The organism is Pantoea sp. CFCC18179 (assembly GCF_059412405.1).
Genome location: NZ_JBNBPM010000015.1, coordinates 45,463 through 60,643, shown reverse-complemented (window position 1 = coordinate 60,643; position 15,181 = coordinate 45,463). Strand labels below are relative to the sequence as shown.

16 protein-coding genes are annotated in these 15,181 nt (G+C 54.1%); 2 read left to right on the top strand and 14 right to left on the bottom strand.

The window, feature by feature from the left end; translation table 11 throughout:
• Positions 1–132: 132 nt before the first annotated feature.
• The 4 genes from ACPUC7_RS20975 to ACPUC7_RS20960 form a co-directional block, all read right to left on the bottom strand.
• The gene (locus ACPUC7_RS20975; protein WP_494924362.1) at positions 133–1,380 is read right to left on the bottom strand and encodes a flavin-containing monooxygenase; all 1,248 of its coding nucleotides are present in this window, start codon (positions 1,378–1,380) and stop codon (positions 133–135) included.
• Positions 1,381–1,532: 152 nt separating this feature from the next.
• Complete coding sequence (locus ACPUC7_RS20970) at positions 1,533–2,351, bottom strand: ABC transporter permease (protein ID WP_494924361.1); 819 nt, start codon at positions 2,349–2,351, stop codon at positions 1,533–1,535.
• A 1-nt stretch (position 2,352) separates the two neighbouring features.
• On the bottom strand, positions 2,353–3,207 hold the full coding sequence (locus ACPUC7_RS20965; RefSeq protein WP_494924360.1) for an ABC transporter permease: 855 nt from the start codon (positions 3,205–3,207) through the stop codon (positions 2,353–2,355).
• A gap of 63 nt (positions 3,208–3,270) precedes the next feature.
• Positions 3,271–4,302 carry an ABC transporter substrate-binding protein gene (locus ACPUC7_RS20960; RefSeq protein ID WP_494924359.1) on the bottom strand — a complete coding sequence of 344 codons (1,032 nt, stop codon included), beginning with the start codon at positions 4,300–4,302 and terminating at the stop codon, positions 3,271–3,273.
• 368 nt (positions 4,303–4,670) lie between these two features.
• On the opposite strand from ACPUC7_RS20960, the gene ACPUC7_RS20955 reads away from it, so the two are divergent.
• Entirely contained in the window at positions 4,671–5,633 is a 963-nt protein-coding gene (locus tag ACPUC7_RS20955; protein ID WP_343551169.1) for a LysR family transcriptional regulator, read from the top strand.
• Between the two features lie 42 nt (positions 5,634–5,675).
• Here the strand turns inward: ACPUC7_RS20955 and ACPUC7_RS20950 are convergent, their stop codons facing one another.
• The 8 genes from ACPUC7_RS20950 to ACPUC7_RS20915 all read right to left on the bottom strand — a co-directional run bounded on the left by ACPUC7_RS20950 (position 5,676) and on the right by ACPUC7_RS20915 (position 12,244).
• Positions 5,676–6,605: a 2-hydroxyacid dehydrogenase gene (locus ACPUC7_RS20950; protein WP_494924358.1), complete on the bottom strand. Its 930-nt coding sequence runs from the start codon at positions 6,603–6,605 to the stop codon at positions 5,676–5,678.
• Positions 6,602–7,051 (bottom strand): type II 3-dehydroquinate dehydratase, encoded by a 450-nt coding sequence (locus ACPUC7_RS20945; RefSeq protein ID WP_494924357.1) that lies wholly within the window; start codon positions 7,049–7,051, stop codon positions 6,602–6,604. Before ACPUC7_RS20945 ends, ACPUC7_RS20950 begins: the two co-directional genes overlap by 4 nt.
• 112 nt (positions 7,052–7,163) lie before the next feature.
• The gene (locus ACPUC7_RS20940) at positions 7,164–7,775 is read right to left on the bottom strand and encodes a glutathione S-transferase (RefSeq protein WP_494924356.1); all 612 of its coding nucleotides are present in this window, start codon (positions 7,773–7,775) and stop codon (positions 7,164–7,166) included.
• Positions 7,772–8,782, bottom strand: coding sequence for an NAD(P)H-quinone oxidoreductase (locus tag ACPUC7_RS20935; protein WP_494924355.1), 1,011 nt, complete (start codon positions 8,780–8,782; stop codon positions 7,772–7,774). The genes ACPUC7_RS20940 and ACPUC7_RS20935 overlap by 4 nt, the downstream gene beginning before the upstream one ends.
• A 6-nt stretch (positions 8,783–8,788) precedes the next feature.
• Entirely contained in the window at positions 8,789–9,937 is a 1,149-nt protein-coding gene (locus tag ACPUC7_RS20930; protein WP_494924354.1) for an ABC transporter ATP-binding protein, read from the bottom strand.
• Between the two features lie 41 nt (positions 9,938–9,978).
• The gene (gene argE / locus ACPUC7_RS20925) at positions 9,979–11,124 is read right to left on the bottom strand and encodes an acetylornithine deacetylase (RefSeq protein WP_494924353.1); all 1,146 of its coding nucleotides are present in this window, start codon (positions 11,122–11,124) and stop codon (positions 9,979–9,981) included.
• 8 nt (positions 11,125–11,132) lie between these two features.
• The gene (locus ACPUC7_RS20920) at positions 11,133–11,807 is read right to left on the bottom strand and encodes a DUF1028 domain-containing protein (protein WP_494924352.1); all 675 of its coding nucleotides are present in this window, start codon (positions 11,805–11,807) and stop codon (positions 11,133–11,135) included.
• An 11-nt stretch (positions 11,808–11,818) separates the two neighbouring features.
• A complete protein-coding gene (locus ACPUC7_RS20915) occupies positions 11,819–12,244 on the bottom strand; it encodes a RidA family protein (RefSeq protein WP_343551161.1) in 426 nt (141 codons plus the stop codon).
• Positions 12,245–12,464: 220 nt separating this feature from the next.
• Here ACPUC7_RS20915 and ACPUC7_RS20910 point away from each other — a divergent pair, with 220 nt between their 5' ends.
• The gene (locus ACPUC7_RS20910) at positions 12,465–12,854 is read left to right on the top strand and encodes an acyl-CoA thioesterase (protein ID WP_494924351.1); all 390 of its coding nucleotides are present in this window, start codon (positions 12,465–12,467) and stop codon (positions 12,852–12,854) included.
• A 46-nt stretch (positions 12,855–12,900) separates the two neighbouring features.
• On the opposite strand, the gene ACPUC7_RS20905 is transcribed toward ACPUC7_RS20910, so the two are convergent.
• Together ACPUC7_RS20905 and ACPUC7_RS20900 are read right to left on the bottom strand one after the other, a co-directional pair.
• On the bottom strand, positions 12,901–14,394 hold the full coding sequence (locus ACPUC7_RS20905) for a SulP family inorganic anion transporter (protein ID WP_494924350.1): 1,494 nt from the start codon (positions 14,392–14,394) through the stop codon (positions 12,901–12,903).
• A complete protein-coding gene (locus ACPUC7_RS20900; protein ID WP_494924349.1) occupies positions 14,391–15,026 on the bottom strand; it encodes a carbonic anhydrase in 636 nt (211 codons plus the stop codon). The genes ACPUC7_RS20905 and ACPUC7_RS20900 overlap by 4 nt, the downstream gene beginning before the upstream one ends.
• Positions 15,027–15,181 lie beyond the last annotated feature (155 nt).

Genomic DNA, 15,181 nt, shown 5'->3' with positions numbered 1-15,181 from the left:
AATTCTAAATAAACAGGTCACCATAAATGGCGACCCTACGAAAACGTGCCAATTCCGTTGTAAGGTCGCCATTTATGGTGACCTCAAGACGCTTAACTGACCAGCATTGCGCAATTAATAACGACCCAAGGATTATTTTTTGTAATCGGTATACGCGTTCTGCAATACCACATGGTCGGCAATATATTTGGCATCATGCCATACGCCATAAATAAATGACGACGCCCGATTCACCAGGTTCGGCAAACCGAGGAAATAGATGCCGCGCTCAGCTGAAATACCGCGCTTATGGAATGGGAAACCTTTTTCATCAAAGGCATCCACTTGCAGCCAGCTAAAATCGAATTTAAAACCGGTGGCCCAAATAATCGAGGTAATCCCCGCGGCATGCAGATCCAATTCAGACAGGGGATTAATTAAGCATTCTGGATCAGGCAACAAATCCCACGCTTGTGGCTCTGGCGGCAGATCTAAGCCATTGCGTTCAATATAGGCATCAGCATCACGCAGCACATCGAAATAGGCTTTGTCGCCTTCGGCAATATTCTCCACCAAACCGTCTGCAAAACTCAGCACGCCATCGTTATAGGTTTGGGTGATGCCCACTAAGGTGATGCCCATGTGCGCCAGACGACGGAAATCGACCGTTTTGCCGCCTTCATAACCGCTCACCGCAAACGCCACATGCTCTTTCTTCGGTTTGATTTTCACTTCATCCCACAAGCCGAGCGCGCCTAACCACCAGCAGTAATCGCGATCGCGATACGAACGCGGTGGACGATAATGTTCGCCAACCGATAACGTCACTTCGCGACCCGATTTACGCAGTTCTTCAGCGATTTGTGTTCCGGAAGCGCCCGCGCCAACCACCAGCACGCCGCCTTGCGGTAATTGCTGTGGATTCTTATAGGCTGAGGAATGGATCTGATGCAGCGCTGCGCTCTCCGGCACGATCTGCGGGAAAGACGGCTTCTGAAACGGACCGGTTGCCGCTACCACATTGTCGGCTTCAAATTCCCCAGCCGAGGTCACCACTTTAAAACCGCTGCGTCCCGGCAGACGCTCCACCAAATGCACGTCCACGCCGGTACGCACTGGCGCATCGAGCATTTTCACGTAATCTTCGAAATATTGCGCCATACGCTCTTTCGGTGGAAACGCTTCCTGGGAAATATTATCGAATTTCATTGAAGGAAAACGATCGTGCCAGGCTGGACCATTAGCCACCAATGAATCCCAGCGCTCTGAACGCCAGCGTTCGGCAATACGGCTGCGTTCTAACACCACATGTGGCACGCCCATTAACGACAGATGCTCACTCATCGCAATTCCTGCCTGACCTGCACCAACAATCACAGTATTAATTTTTTCTACAGACATGTGAAGTCCCTAAAATTTTAGTCAGTTAAGAGATAAAAACCGAAATAACAGAGCGCAGGATTCGTAGCGGCGCAATTTATTGCGCGATGAATCGCGCCGCTACAAAATGTGCGGCCATGCAATTCAGCGCAATGGTTACCGGTTTTATTTAATTAATGCCCAGCTTCGACGTTCAATATTTTCCCTAAGCCTAAAAACTTATTGGCGATAATTAACATCGTCGCGGTTACCGCAATATAAATAACCGACAGCGCCGCCAAGGTTGGGTCGGCAAACTCACGCACATAGTTGTACATCGCCACCGGCAACGTCTGGGTGGCTTGCGTGGTAATAAACAGCGAAGCGGTAAATTCGTTGAACGACAGGATGGCGGCAAATAACCAGCCGCCAAACAAGCCCGGCAGAATCAGCGGCACGGTAATGGTCCACACTACGCGCAGCGGTGACGCGCCTAAACTCGCGGCTGCCGATTCAATGCGTTGTTCGAGGTTTTTCAGCGACACATACACGCTGCGCAGTACAAACGGCAGCACCAGCACGATATGGCAGAAAATCACCAGCGGATAGCCGCGCCCTATCCCCAATTGTGAAACCAGCATCAGCAAACCGAGGCCGATGGTGAAATGCGGGATAAACAGCGGCGACAACAGCACGCCTTCCAACACCTGTTTGCACGGGAAGCTGTAGCGTTCAATGGCAATCGCCAGCGTGGCACCGATAATCACCGCCAGCGTTGAAGCCCACGCGGTGACGATCAAGCCAGAGTAGAAGCCGTGACGGAAATCGTCGTAGTTCACCGCACGCTCGAACCAGCGTAGCGACCAGCCTTTTGGCGGGAAGAACAATACCGACGTGCTGCTGAATGAGGAGATGAACACCACAATGGTTGGCAGCAACACGAACAGCAGAATCGCGATAACCAGCGTGCGTCCGGCCAGCGTAATCAGTTTATCGTTGAGGGATCGGGTCATCTTAGTGCTCTCCCATCGCGTGCAGGAATCGGCTCATGCGTTTTAATGCCATCAGCAACAGAATGGTCAGAATCAAACCGGCAATGCTCAGCGCGGCGGCAAACGGGAAATTCATTGAGGAGAAGCCCAGCTGATACACCATGGTCGCCACAGTGCTGACGCGTCCGCCGCCAATCAATTGTGGCGTGGCGAAGGCGCTGAACGTCCAGGCAAACGCCGTGGTCAGGCTCGACACAATGCCAGGAATCGACAGCGGAATCGTCACCGTCAACAACGTACGAATCGGGCCAGCGCCCAAACTGGTAGCGGCTTTTTCATAGTCGGGATTGATGTGCGACAGCGCGGTCGCCAGCATCATTACCATGATCGGCATGGTCACATGCACCAACGCCACCACCACGCCGGTTTGCGTGAACATAAACTGGATGGGCTTATTAATCAGGCCCATCGCCAGCAGCAGGCTATTGAGAAAACCGCTGTTACCCAGCACGATAATCCACGAATAGGTGCGCACCACTTCGCCGAGAAACAGCGGCGTGATGGCGATGATCAAAATAGTGGATTTGATCCATGTGGTTTTGGTTCTGACCAGCGCATACGCCAGCGGATAGCTCATCAACAAACCGAAAATCGCGGTTTTGGCGCTAAGCATCACGGTGTTAATAAAGGCATCGGCATAGATTTTTTTAAATAAGCCGTCAAAGTTTGCCAGGGTGAATCCGCCCACGTCGAGCGAACCGGGAATATAGGCCCGCACGCTGAACTGCATCACGGCGAACATGGCTACCACCAGTCCCAACGCCGTTAAGGTGGCGGGAATGATGAACCAGGGTAAGAATGTCGGTTTTCTCGTCATAGACGTTGCTGCCTGAATAAAGTGGTGCGACGAACCGGGCGGCTTGGTGGCCGCCCATACTTATCAATGCGACATGATGTTTTCAGAGAACCACTGACGCCACTCGGCGGTTTTTTCCGCACGCAGTTGTGGATCGGTGTTGATGGTGGCGTTCCACTGTTCTGGCGTGGTCAACATGCCAGGCAGTTTCGCCAACTCAGGATCGATATGCGCGTTGGTCACCGTTGGGCTGCCGCGATAGATCTTCGCCACTTCCTGCTGGATTTCCGGCTTCAGCGCAATATTCATGAACTTGTAAGCCAGGTCGGCATGCTTGGTGCCTTTGTTGATACCCACGGTATCCACGCCCAGAATCGCGCCCTCTTTTGGAATCGCCAGCTTAATGTTGACGCCTTCGGCAATCATGCTGTAGGCGTTCATCGACAGCATCACCTGCACTGGCGTTTCGCCGGTGGAGATCAACTGCTGGCTGTTAGCATCATCGGTATAGAAGGATTTGATATTCGGAATCAGCGCTTTCAGCTTGGCCTGACCTTGCTGCCAATGCGCCGCATCGGTGCCAGAAAGCTTGGCGGAAACCGCGATGATATGGCTCGGATCCCAATCTGGCAGCGCGATCGAGCTTTTCAGCTCTGGACGCCACAGATCGTTCCAGCTGGTGAACTCTTCACCTTTCGGCACCAAATCTGGACGATAGCCGATAGTGTAAACGTAGCCCCACACGCCAAGGTGATATGGGCTGACTTTCGCCTGCTGGACCAGATTCACCGCGTTAGGGATTTTGCTCATGTCGAGCTTTTCGAACAGGCCGCTGTTGGCATACAGATAGCCGACATGTGCGGTGGTAAAGGTGATGTCAGTTTCAGGTGAACCGCCAGCCAGCTTGGCTTTATTCAGGCGATCGATGGTGCCGCCGGTCACGAACTGCACTTCCACGCCGGTTTCTTTGGTGAATTCTTTAGCGATGGTTTGATCAATCAGATCTTTAAAGCTGCCGCCCCAGGTGCTGACAATCAGCTTATCTGCGGCCATCGCATTCCCTGCGCTCAATACACACGTGGTCAACAACGTTAAGGCACCAATCTTACGCAACATATTCTCGTCCCCAATGAATGAAATGGCTGTTGTAGCTGCTTTGCACCACCGTCTGCTCCATCGCGTCGCAATGCACTTAAACAGTGCGAAGGCGGCTCTCGGGTGTTGCAGCGATAATGCCGTTGCGTTGGGATTCGGTAAAACAGCATTTCCCTCGCTGTTGCATCAGAATTTCTGACGCTAAAAAAGCGGCTGGCTTGGCAAGGATTTTCTTAAGCAGTGGTGAGGGAGAGGCGAATAGGCGCTAGCCATTTAGCAGGAGATTATGCTGTGAGTCGGAATTTGGCATGAGAAATGCTTGAGCTTAATCGACACTATTAGAATGACTGGCGCGACATGAGCGTGCCAGCGATCTCAGGAGAACCTGCATGCTCAGTCGCATCACCCAGCGTCAGCTGGAATATTTTGTCGCTTCCGGTGAAGCGGGCAGCATTATCGGCGCGTCGGAACGTATTCACGTCTCCTCGCCGTCGATATCCGCGGCCATCACCCACATTGAGTCTGAGCTTGGCGTGCAGCTGTTTGTGCGCCATCACGCCCAAGGCGTTTCCCTCACCGCAATCGGCCATCAGGTATTAAAAGAGGCCAAACTGATTCTTGAACAGATGTCGAATCTCTACACCATCGCCTCGGAATCAATGAATAACGTGCGCGGCCCGCTGCGCGTCGGTTGTCTCGATACGCTGGCCCCGATGTTGACGCCAGAACTGGTGTTTGGCTTTGGCCGCGCCTTTCCTGGCGTGCGTGTCACCTTGGTGGAAGGCAACCACGAGCAGCTGCTAAAACAGTTGCGCGCCGCCGATATCGACATCGCGCTTACCTATGATTTAGTGCCTGCCAGCGATGTGACGTTTAAGTCACTGGCGCAGCTGCCGCCGTACGTGATGGTCGGCGAGCATCATCCCTTCGCTACGCAATCTGCGGTATCGATTCAGGATTTGGCTGACGTGCCGATGGTGCTGCTGGATATGCCGTGGAGCCGCGAATACTTTCTCGGCTTATTCAGTGAAGCTGGCGTGACGCCGAATGTGGTGATGCGTTCCAGCAATATGGAAACGGTGCGCGCAATGGTGGCAAACGGTGTTGGTTTTGGTATTGCCAACGTGCGACCAAAAGCGCATCTGTCGCAGGATGGCAAACGCCTGATCCGCGTGCGCTTAGCGGGCGTTAATAAGCCAATGCAACTCGGTTACGCCACCATGGCGCACGTGCAGCAATCGATGGTGGTCAGCGCCTTCGCCGAACGTTGCCGCATGTTTATTTCCGACCAATATATTCCCGGCATGGCGGCACCGAGCTATTTCGATCCGCAAGTGGTGAAAGTGGCGTAAACCATTATTCGTCGTAGGGTCGCCATTTTTGGCGACCGCTAATTAATAACCCTGCTGCGGGTACACGCGATTTAAAACCGGCTCACCGCGCGCGGCACGCTGGATATTATCGGCGACTTGCGGTGCAGCGCTGGCGGGAATCGCTACCGAGGCCAGATGCGGTGTAATCAGCACATTTTCCATCACCCACAACGCATCTTCTGGCGGCAACGGTTCGCGATCGAATACATCCAGTGTCGCATGCCCAATATCGCCACGCTGTAACGCTTGCGTCAACGCGGCCTGATCGACAATCGCCCCGCGCGACACATTGATAAATGCGCTGCCTTTAGGTAATCGCGCCAAACGTTCAGCATTCAGCAATCCTTGGGTTTGCGGCGTCAGCGGCAGCATCACCACCAAAATGTCGCTGCTGGCGAGGAAATCATCCAGCGCGGCTAAACCGCTACTGCATTTGATGCCGTCGATGTTTTTCTGCGAACGCGACCAACCACGTACATCCAATCCCTGGCGCGCCAGTTCCAGCGCGGCATAGGAACCCAGTTCACCCAATCCCAACACGCCGACGCGCACCGTTTCAGGCGAACGCGGATGCAGATAGTGCCAGCGCCGTTCACGCTGCGCGCGTTCAAAGGCGGGAATGTCACGCGCATAACGCAGCACCGCGAACAGCACAAAACCGGCCATCATGCGTGCCATATGTGGATCGGACAAACGGGTAATCGGGATGTCCGGCAAATCATCGCGCCCCACCAACGAATCAACGCCCGCGCCGAGATTCACCAGCAGCTTGAGGTTGCGATACGCAGCGAAAAAGCCATGCGGCGGTTTCCACACCAATGCGTAATGCACGTCATCGACGTTCTGCACCTCTTCTGCCCGGCAAATCGTTACGCCTGGCAGATGCGGCGCCAGCAAGCTCGACCACTGTTCATAGCTGTCGAATTCGCTGTAAAAAACCAAGGTACTCATGCCGCATTCGCCTTGATCAACTCAACGACCGCATCAATCGCCAGTTCGTAGCCGATCACGCCCAGGCCAGCAATCACGCCGGTGGCGGCTTTCGATACCATCGAATGATGGCGGAACGGCTCGCGCTTCCAGATGTTGCTCATGTGCGCCTCGATGATTGGGCCATCAAACATGAGTAACGCGTCGAGGATCGGCACTGAGCTGTAGGTTAAACCGGCGGCATTGATGATCAATCCGGCAGCTTGTTGGCGTGCTTCCTGAATCCAATCCACTAGCACACCTTCGTGATTGCTCTGCCGAAATTGCAGCGTGATGTTGTGCGCTGCCGCACGGCGCTGGCAGCGTTCACCGATGCTGGCAAAACTTTCGCTGCCGTAGGTGCCGCTTTTGTCCATGCCGTACAAGTTGGCGTTTGGGCCGTTGAGGAAATAGATTTGCTGTGTCATGCAAGCTCCTGAGTCGCTATGCGGTGGTCACCATAAATGGCGACCCTACGGTTAAAGTGCCGGTTATTCGTAGGGTCGCCATTTATGGTGACCGAATTACGATGAACGGCGATCAATGTGGGCGCGTGCTGGCCATCGCCGGATGGGCATCGAACACCGCGAACCAGGCGGCGGTTTGCGGATGATCGGCGCGCCAGTTGAGCACAGCGAAACGGAAATCGAGATAACCCAGCGCGCAACCAATGGCGATCACACCAAGATCATCAGGTTGAGTGCTAAAGCCGCTAACCTGGCGTTCAATTTCCGCCAACGCGGCACTCACTTTCTTCAGTTGTCCATCGGCCCAACCTTGCCACTGTTTTTCTGCCGGTCGCGCACTGAATTCATAACGCGCCAGCAAAGCGGCATCGATCAAACCATCGCCTAATGCCTGGCGCGACAAGCTGATCCAGCGCGCGTCGCCATGCGATGGCAACAAATCACCGTTTGCGCGAGCAATCAGGTATTCGCAAATCACGCGGCTGTCGTAGAGACACAACCCGTCTTCAGTACGCAGCGCCGGGACTTTTGCCAGCGGATTAAAACGGGCGATGCGTTCATCGCGCTCAATCGGATGCGCCGCCGAATCCAGTAGTTCGATCTCATCAATCAATCCCAGGCAATGCGCGGTCACCATCACTTTGCGCACATAGGCGGAGGTGGTGGCGAAGAACAGTTGCATCATGCTAACGCTCCTGGCTGATCGACATTCAGCAGCACTTTGCCGATGTTGGCGTTGGCTTCGAGGATGCGATGCGCTTCAGCCGCTTGCGCCAGCGGTAAGGTTTGATGCAGCGTCGGAGCGATTTTTCCCTCCGCCAGTAGCGGCAACAGATGCTTACGAATGCAGGCGGCGAGATGCGCTTTCTCGGCGGCGCTTTTTGGGCGCAGTGTCGAAGAGGTCAAGCTCAAGCTTTTGCGCATCACCAGTTGCAGATCGAGTTCGATCTTCGCGCCCTGCATAAACGACAAACTCACGTGACGTCCGCCTGGTGCCAGTACGCTGAGATTGCGCGCCACGTAATCGCCGCCGACGTTATCCAGCACCACGTCCACGCCGCGCCCCTGGGTTTCGCTTTCAATCACCGCAACAAAATCTTCGCTGTGGCGATCGATAGCACGCCACACGCCAAGCTGTTGTAGCGCAGCGATTTTGTCGGTTCCGCCTGCGGTGGCGATGACGCGTGCACCACACGCTTGCGCGCATTGAATGGCAAAGGTGCCAACACCGCTGGCCGCACCGTGAATCAGTACGGTTTCGCCCGGCGTTAAGCGGCCAAGTTCGAACAGGTTATGCCAGACGGTAAACGCCGCTTCCGGCACGCCAGCGGCATGTGACAACGGCAGATTTTCCGGCACGGGCAAGCAGAGTTCAGCGCGTGCCACGCAATATTCGGCATAACCGCCGCCGTTAAGCAGCGCCATCACCGCATCGCCGATTGCCAAGCCAGTAACGTCTGCGCCTAGCGCCACGATCTCACCCGCCACTTCCAGCCCTAACACATCGGTGGTGCCCGGCGGGATCGGCATGCCATTACGTTGCATAATGTCTGGGCGATTGACGCCCGCGCTGGCAACGCGAATCAGCACTTCTCCTGCGCTCGGTTGCGGCACAGCACGATCCACCACCGTTAACACCTCGGCAGCGCCCGGCTGGCGAGCAATCACCGCTTTCATCATTTCTGGCAGCATCCGCGTTTATCCTTGCTGGGCGGTGGTAAACGCGCACACGCCTTCATCATCAAAGGTGATTCCCACCACGCTACCGACCGGCCAGCGGGTCAACGATTCTAGGCCCGACTGACGCGCAAACAGCGATGCGCTGCCGAGTGCCGGTACATCGAGATGCACATCAACGTGATCGCCCTGGAACACATGGGTAATCACCGTGGCGCTGAGGAACGAGTGCGGCCCCAGTGGTCCCAACTGGATATTCTCCGGACGCACATACACATCGAGGCGCTCACCCACCGTCGCCTGCACACGTTCCGCAGGCAGACGCAGCGCGTTACCGCCTAACTCGATCACCGCCGCATTGTCGCGGCCGGCATAACGGCCCGGCAGAATGTTGACGTCACCGACAAAGCCGGCGACAAACGGATCGCGCGGCTGGCGATAGATCTCATCCGGCGTGCCGATTTGGCGCACGTGTCCGGCTGACATCACCACCACGCGATCGCTCATGCTCAACGCTTCACCCTGATCGTGGGTCACAAATACCGTGGTGACGCCCAATTTGCGCTGAATGGCTTTCAACTCGACCTGCATCGATAAACGCAGATTCTTATCCAGCGCGGAAAACGGCTCATCCAGCAGTAACACTTTCGGGCGGATCACCAGCGCACGCGCCAACGCCACACGCTGTTGTTGACCGCCCGATAATTCACGCGGTTTGCGATGGCCATAACCGGCCAGTTTCACCAACGCCAAGGCTTGCTCAACGCGCTCGGCGATTTCCGCTTTCGGCACGCCGCGCATGCGCAGGCCGTAACCGACGTTTTTCTCCACCGTCATGTGCGGGAACAGCGCGTAGTTTTGAAACACGATGCCGATTTCACGCTGATACGGTGGGATTTCGGTGACCAGATCGCCATCAATGAAGATTTCGCCGCCGTCGGCTTCCGCAAAACCAGCCATCAAATTCAGCAGCGTGGTTTTGCCACAGCCGGATGGTCCAAGCAGCGTGATAAATTCGCCTTCCTCAATGGTCAGCGAAATTTTGTGCAGCGCGATGGCATCGCCAAACTTCTTGAGTACGCCATCTAATTGCACGGCGATGTTGCTGGTTTTGGCCGCCGGATGCAGGCGATTCGGCGGCGGGAATGAGGTGACTTCTGCACTGACCATGGATTCTCCAAAAACTGTTTTGTGTGACGTTGTCACAGGAATTATTGACTCATCCATGCGGCTAAGCGCTGCAACATGGCGTCACAGGCATCCAACTGCGCGATGCTGATGAATTCGTCCGGTTTATGCCCTTGCGCCATACTGCCCGGCCCGCAAATCACGCTGGGAATGCCGGCTTGATGGAACAAGCCGCCTTCGGTGCCAAAGGCAACGGTGCTGAAATCGCTGGATTGGGTCAGATGGGCGATCAGTTTTGCCGCTTCACTCTCCGCTGCGGTGAGCAATCCCGGGTAGCCGCTAATCGGATAAAAACGAATCGCGCTATCGGCGGCCACGGCTTGCATACGCGGTAACAGCTCGCTTTGCGCGAAGGCAGCCAACTCATCGGCGATGGCTTGCGCATCATCCTGCGGCAAGGTGCGGATTTCGTAATCAAAGCTGCATTCGGCAGGCACGATATTTAACGCGCGACCACCGTGGATCACGCCGGTTTGTACCGTAGTGAACGGCGGATCAAAACGGGCATCCTGGTTTTGCGCCAAACGTTCACCAATCACGGTTAAACGCTGAATCACTTTCGCCGCGTATTCAATGGCGTTGACGCCCTGTGGCGCATAGGCGGAGTGGCATGCCGCGCCCTGCACTTCACAACGCACGCCCAATTTACCTTTGTGGCCTAACACCGGCTGCAATTCGGTCGGCTCGCCAATTACGCAGATGGCTGGTTTTTCCGGGCGCTGCGCCAGCGCTTCCAGCAAGGTGCGCACGCCAAGACAGCCGACTTCTTCGTCATAAGAAATTGCCAGATGCAGCGGCTGATTGAGCGGCTGTGCCAGAAAATACGGCACAGCGGCCAGCATGCAGGCGATGTAACCTTTCATATCGGCGGTGCCGCGCCCGTACAATTTGCCGTCGCGCTCGGTGAGCGCAAACGGTGGCACGCTCCAGTTCTGCCCATCCACCGGCACCACATCGCTGTGACCGGAAAGCATCACACCGCCATCGCCCGCCGGACCAAGACGCGCATACAGATTGGCTTTACTGCGCTCGGCGTTGTGAATCAGTTCGCAACTGACGCCTAAATCAGTCAGGTAGCGCCAGACGAAATCGATTAACGCCAGGTTGGATTCGCGGCTGGTGGTGTCAAACGCCACCAGTTTTTCAAGCAGTTGTCGGCTGGTAAACATGGCAGCTCCTACTCGTCGCCCGGCACGCCGTAACTTGGCGCTTGGGTGGGATCGATGGCGCGCGTGACGTAATCGTTCATCTGCGGCTGATACGCCAACCACAGCTGATTGAGTTCGCTGATCGGGTCGTGCTCAGTCCAGTCCACGCGTAAATCGACAATCGGCCACACTTGCTGATCAACGATCGACATCGCCGAAGAGTGCACCGGCCCCGCTTCACCGCCCGCCTGTATGCCCGCTTGCATCGCCGCGATTAAACGTTCAGCTAAATGACCTGCATGTTGCTCGAAGGCGCTGACCATCGCCGGAATGACTTCGGGATTCGCCAGCAGATTACCCGCCGCCACGCATTGCAGCCCGGTTTTTGCATTATTGATGCCGAGCGTTTTTTCACCGCTGAAGCAAGCGGCTTGCCCGTCAGCGGACAACACCGTCACCTGGCGATAATTGGCATAATCGTCGCTGGCTAAACCGGCTTTCAGCGCCGCTTGCACCGAATCGCCCTGCTCCAGACGATCGAGAATGCGCGGCCCCAGCGCGGGCAACGTGATGTTCTGCGTAGAGACCGCGCCAACCGCCGTGCGCAACCATGGACAACGCGCGCCGACTGCGATACTGGAAGAGCTGATAGCAATGCCGATTTGACCGGTTTCGGCGCAGCGTCCCACAATAGATAACGTCATTGCTGCGTTCCTTATTCTGGCTGCCAGTCGTCGGGGATCACCGCGATCACATCGATTTCCATCAGCCATTGCGGTTGACCCAAGCCAGAAATTACTAAACCGGTTGAGATCGGGAACACGCCTTTCAACCACTTGCCGACGACCTGATAAACCGGCTCGCGGTAGCGCGGATCAATAATGTAGGTGGTGGTTTTGACGATGTGCGATAAGTCGCTGCCCGCTTCTTCCAGCAGCTGCTTAACGTTTTTCATCGCCTGTTCAGCTTGTGCGGCGGGATCGCCCAATCCCACCAAATTACCGGCGAAATCGGTACCAATCTGCCCGCGCACATACACGGTATTTCCTGCGCGAACCGCCTGGCAGAGATCGTTATCCAGCGACTGATTGGGGTAAGTTTCTTTGGTGTTAAATTTACGGATGCGTGTATGTGTGGTCATGTCTGCCTGCTATGCATGAGGAGTTTCCGCAAGGTATACCTGCATGCGCGCGGCGGGGAAAACAGCATTAACCGAGGTGTTGCTTTAGAAAAACCGAACGACATTGTTTTAGCGATAAATGTGACATTAGTCACCTAACGTGATTACTGCATTTACCCGCTGCGCTAACTCACGTATAAACAGTGCCTTCTTCACGTAACTCTCAGATAAGGATATAAAAATGTTTACCAAACAGTATGAGGTTGATGAAAAACATATCGATTTCCAAGGCGTGGTCGATGGCCTTTACTACCCGTTCTACATGGAATGGACGCGTCACGCCTACATGCGCGAAGCGTTGGGAATTGATATCGAAGAAGAGTTTAAACAGGGCAAAATCTACATGGTGCTGGAATATTCCCTGCGCTTTCGTAAGAGCCTGGTGAAAGGTGACAAAGTGGAAGTAACCTGCGAACTAGCGAAAAATGACAAACGCAATCGGGTCAATTTCGTGCAGCAGATTTTGGTCAATGGCGTGGTGTACGCCGATGCGACTTTTGTCGCCACCTGCCTGACCAATGGCCGCCCTTCGATGCCAGATGCGGTGGTGCAAGCATTAGCGCTGGAATAAGGTTAGGTGAAATGGGTCGCCAGAAATGGCGACCTTGACACGCGCGCTAAAGGTTTTGAAATTTCGTTGGCAAAACTACGGTTATATCGCGACGTTCAGACTGAGCCATAAACGCATCTATCGCCTCTTGCAGGTCGGGGGCGAGCGAAATGCCATCGGCCACTTCAATATGCACCGTACTGGATTCCGGCAAACTGTCTAATAAACGGCACAACTCAGGCTTGCTAATAAAGGTGATGTTTTGATGAATGCGCAACAGGTGAATCGCACCATGCTGCGTCAACGTGAGGGTATTTCTTTCCGCTTTGACCACGCTAAATAACAACTGGCACAACAAACCGAGTCCAATACCTTCCAGCATGCCAACGGTGATGATACCCGTGACCGTGATGATAAAAGGAATAAACTGCGTGAAGCCTTGCCGCCATTCGCGGATAAATAAGGCCGGCGAAGCCAGTTTAAATCCGGTAAAAATCAGAATCGCCGATAAACTGGCGAGCGGAATATAATTCAATAGCGGCGCAAGAAATAATGCGCTGATTAACATCAGCAGCCCGTGAAACAGTGATGAAAATCGCGTGCGTGCCCCGGCATACACATTGGCCGAACTGCGCACAATCACCGCCGTTAAAGGCAAGCCACCCAACAATCCGCTCACCATATTTCCTGCACCTTGCGCCACCAATTCGCGATCTGAGCGTGGTGCTCGTTTCAGCGGATCGATACGTGAGGTGGCTTCGAGGCTGAGTAAAGTTTCGAGGCTAGCGAGCAATGCGATGCTAAACGCGACTTGATACAGTGACGGCTGCATTAAGACCGACCAATCGGGCAGCGCCAGCGGCCAAGCGTTGTCCCACGACCAGGCAGGCAATTGGACGCGCTGCGAAAGGGGCAACGCCCACCCCTCTTTACTGGAAAGCAGCCCCTGCGCCAGCATGCCCCACAGCACCACTAATAACGGCGCCGGGATTGATGATAATTTGCTGCGCTTAACCCACGATGTCTCCATCACGATCAGCAGCATTAAACTGCCCAGCATAATCAGTACCGAACCTATAGTGATGTCTTGGAAAAAGTGCATCGAAGCATCATTGGTTGGCACGCTATCAGGCATATAACCAAACGCCACCGGAAATTGTTGCATGATGAGCAAGATGCCGATGCCCGCGAGTAAACCGCGAATCACGGTTCCGGGAATCAGACCCGCCAATCGTCCGATGCGTAACACACCTGCCGCGACTTGCAGCGCACCCGCCAAAACCAGCGCCACTAACATGGCAGAAATGCTACCAAGTGAAGCGATGCTGCTCAGCACTAACGCGATCATGCCTGCTGCGGGTCCGCTGACGGAAAGCGGTGAAGGACTGAGCAACGTGATAAGCAAGCCACCAATGATGCCACTCAACAAGCCCGCCAGCGGCGGCATGCCGCTGGCTTGCGCAATGCCTAAACACAGTGGCAATGCCACAAGAAATACCACTGTGCCAGCAAACAGATCCTGCTTAAGCGAACTGATTAAAATGGAAATAGGCTTGTTCATCCTGGAACCTCATTTTTATTATCCGTTAACACATCGACAATTCCGCTTTTCAGGTCATAGACGCAGCCGTAAATTTCCACTTTACGTTCCTGGGATGCGGTTTTAAAAACAGACGTTTGCCGTAACTGTTTAATTTGCTGATGCACATTGGCTTCGACAAACAAGCGGCTAAGGTGATCTTGCGATAACTGTCGCAAAGCAGGATATTGCTGGATATGTTGTTGTAGCGTTTGGCTAAGTGGCTTTATTTGTCGTTGCAACGGCGTTTCCTTAGCATTGTGAAGTGGTGTTATCGCCATCACACCGGCGTAATCAACGCCACCACAATAAGTATGCCCGCAAATAATCACCGTTTCGACCCGCAGCGTGTTAAGTGCATATTCAATGCCACTCATCATGCCATCATCATGTGCCAATACCTGATTGGCGACATTTCTTAGTACAAATAATTCGCCAGGCGAAGACTGGAGCATGATATCTACCGGTACACGACTATCTGCACAACCAATCCATAAACAGCGTGGCGATTGACCCACTGTATGACGAGAAAAGTACTCACTATCATTTTTACTTAAACGCACGGCATAATTTCTATTGCGCGCCAGCAATAATTCCAATGTGGTATTTGGCATCAATATCCTCCCGCAGCATCACTCTTCCATTAAACTCATTTTTTTCATCGTAAGATAGGATTCACTCCAATTAATATACACTCTTCTTAAACAATCATTGAAAAGCCACCTTCAACACTCACAATATAAAATTACATTAAACGATCGGCATAAAT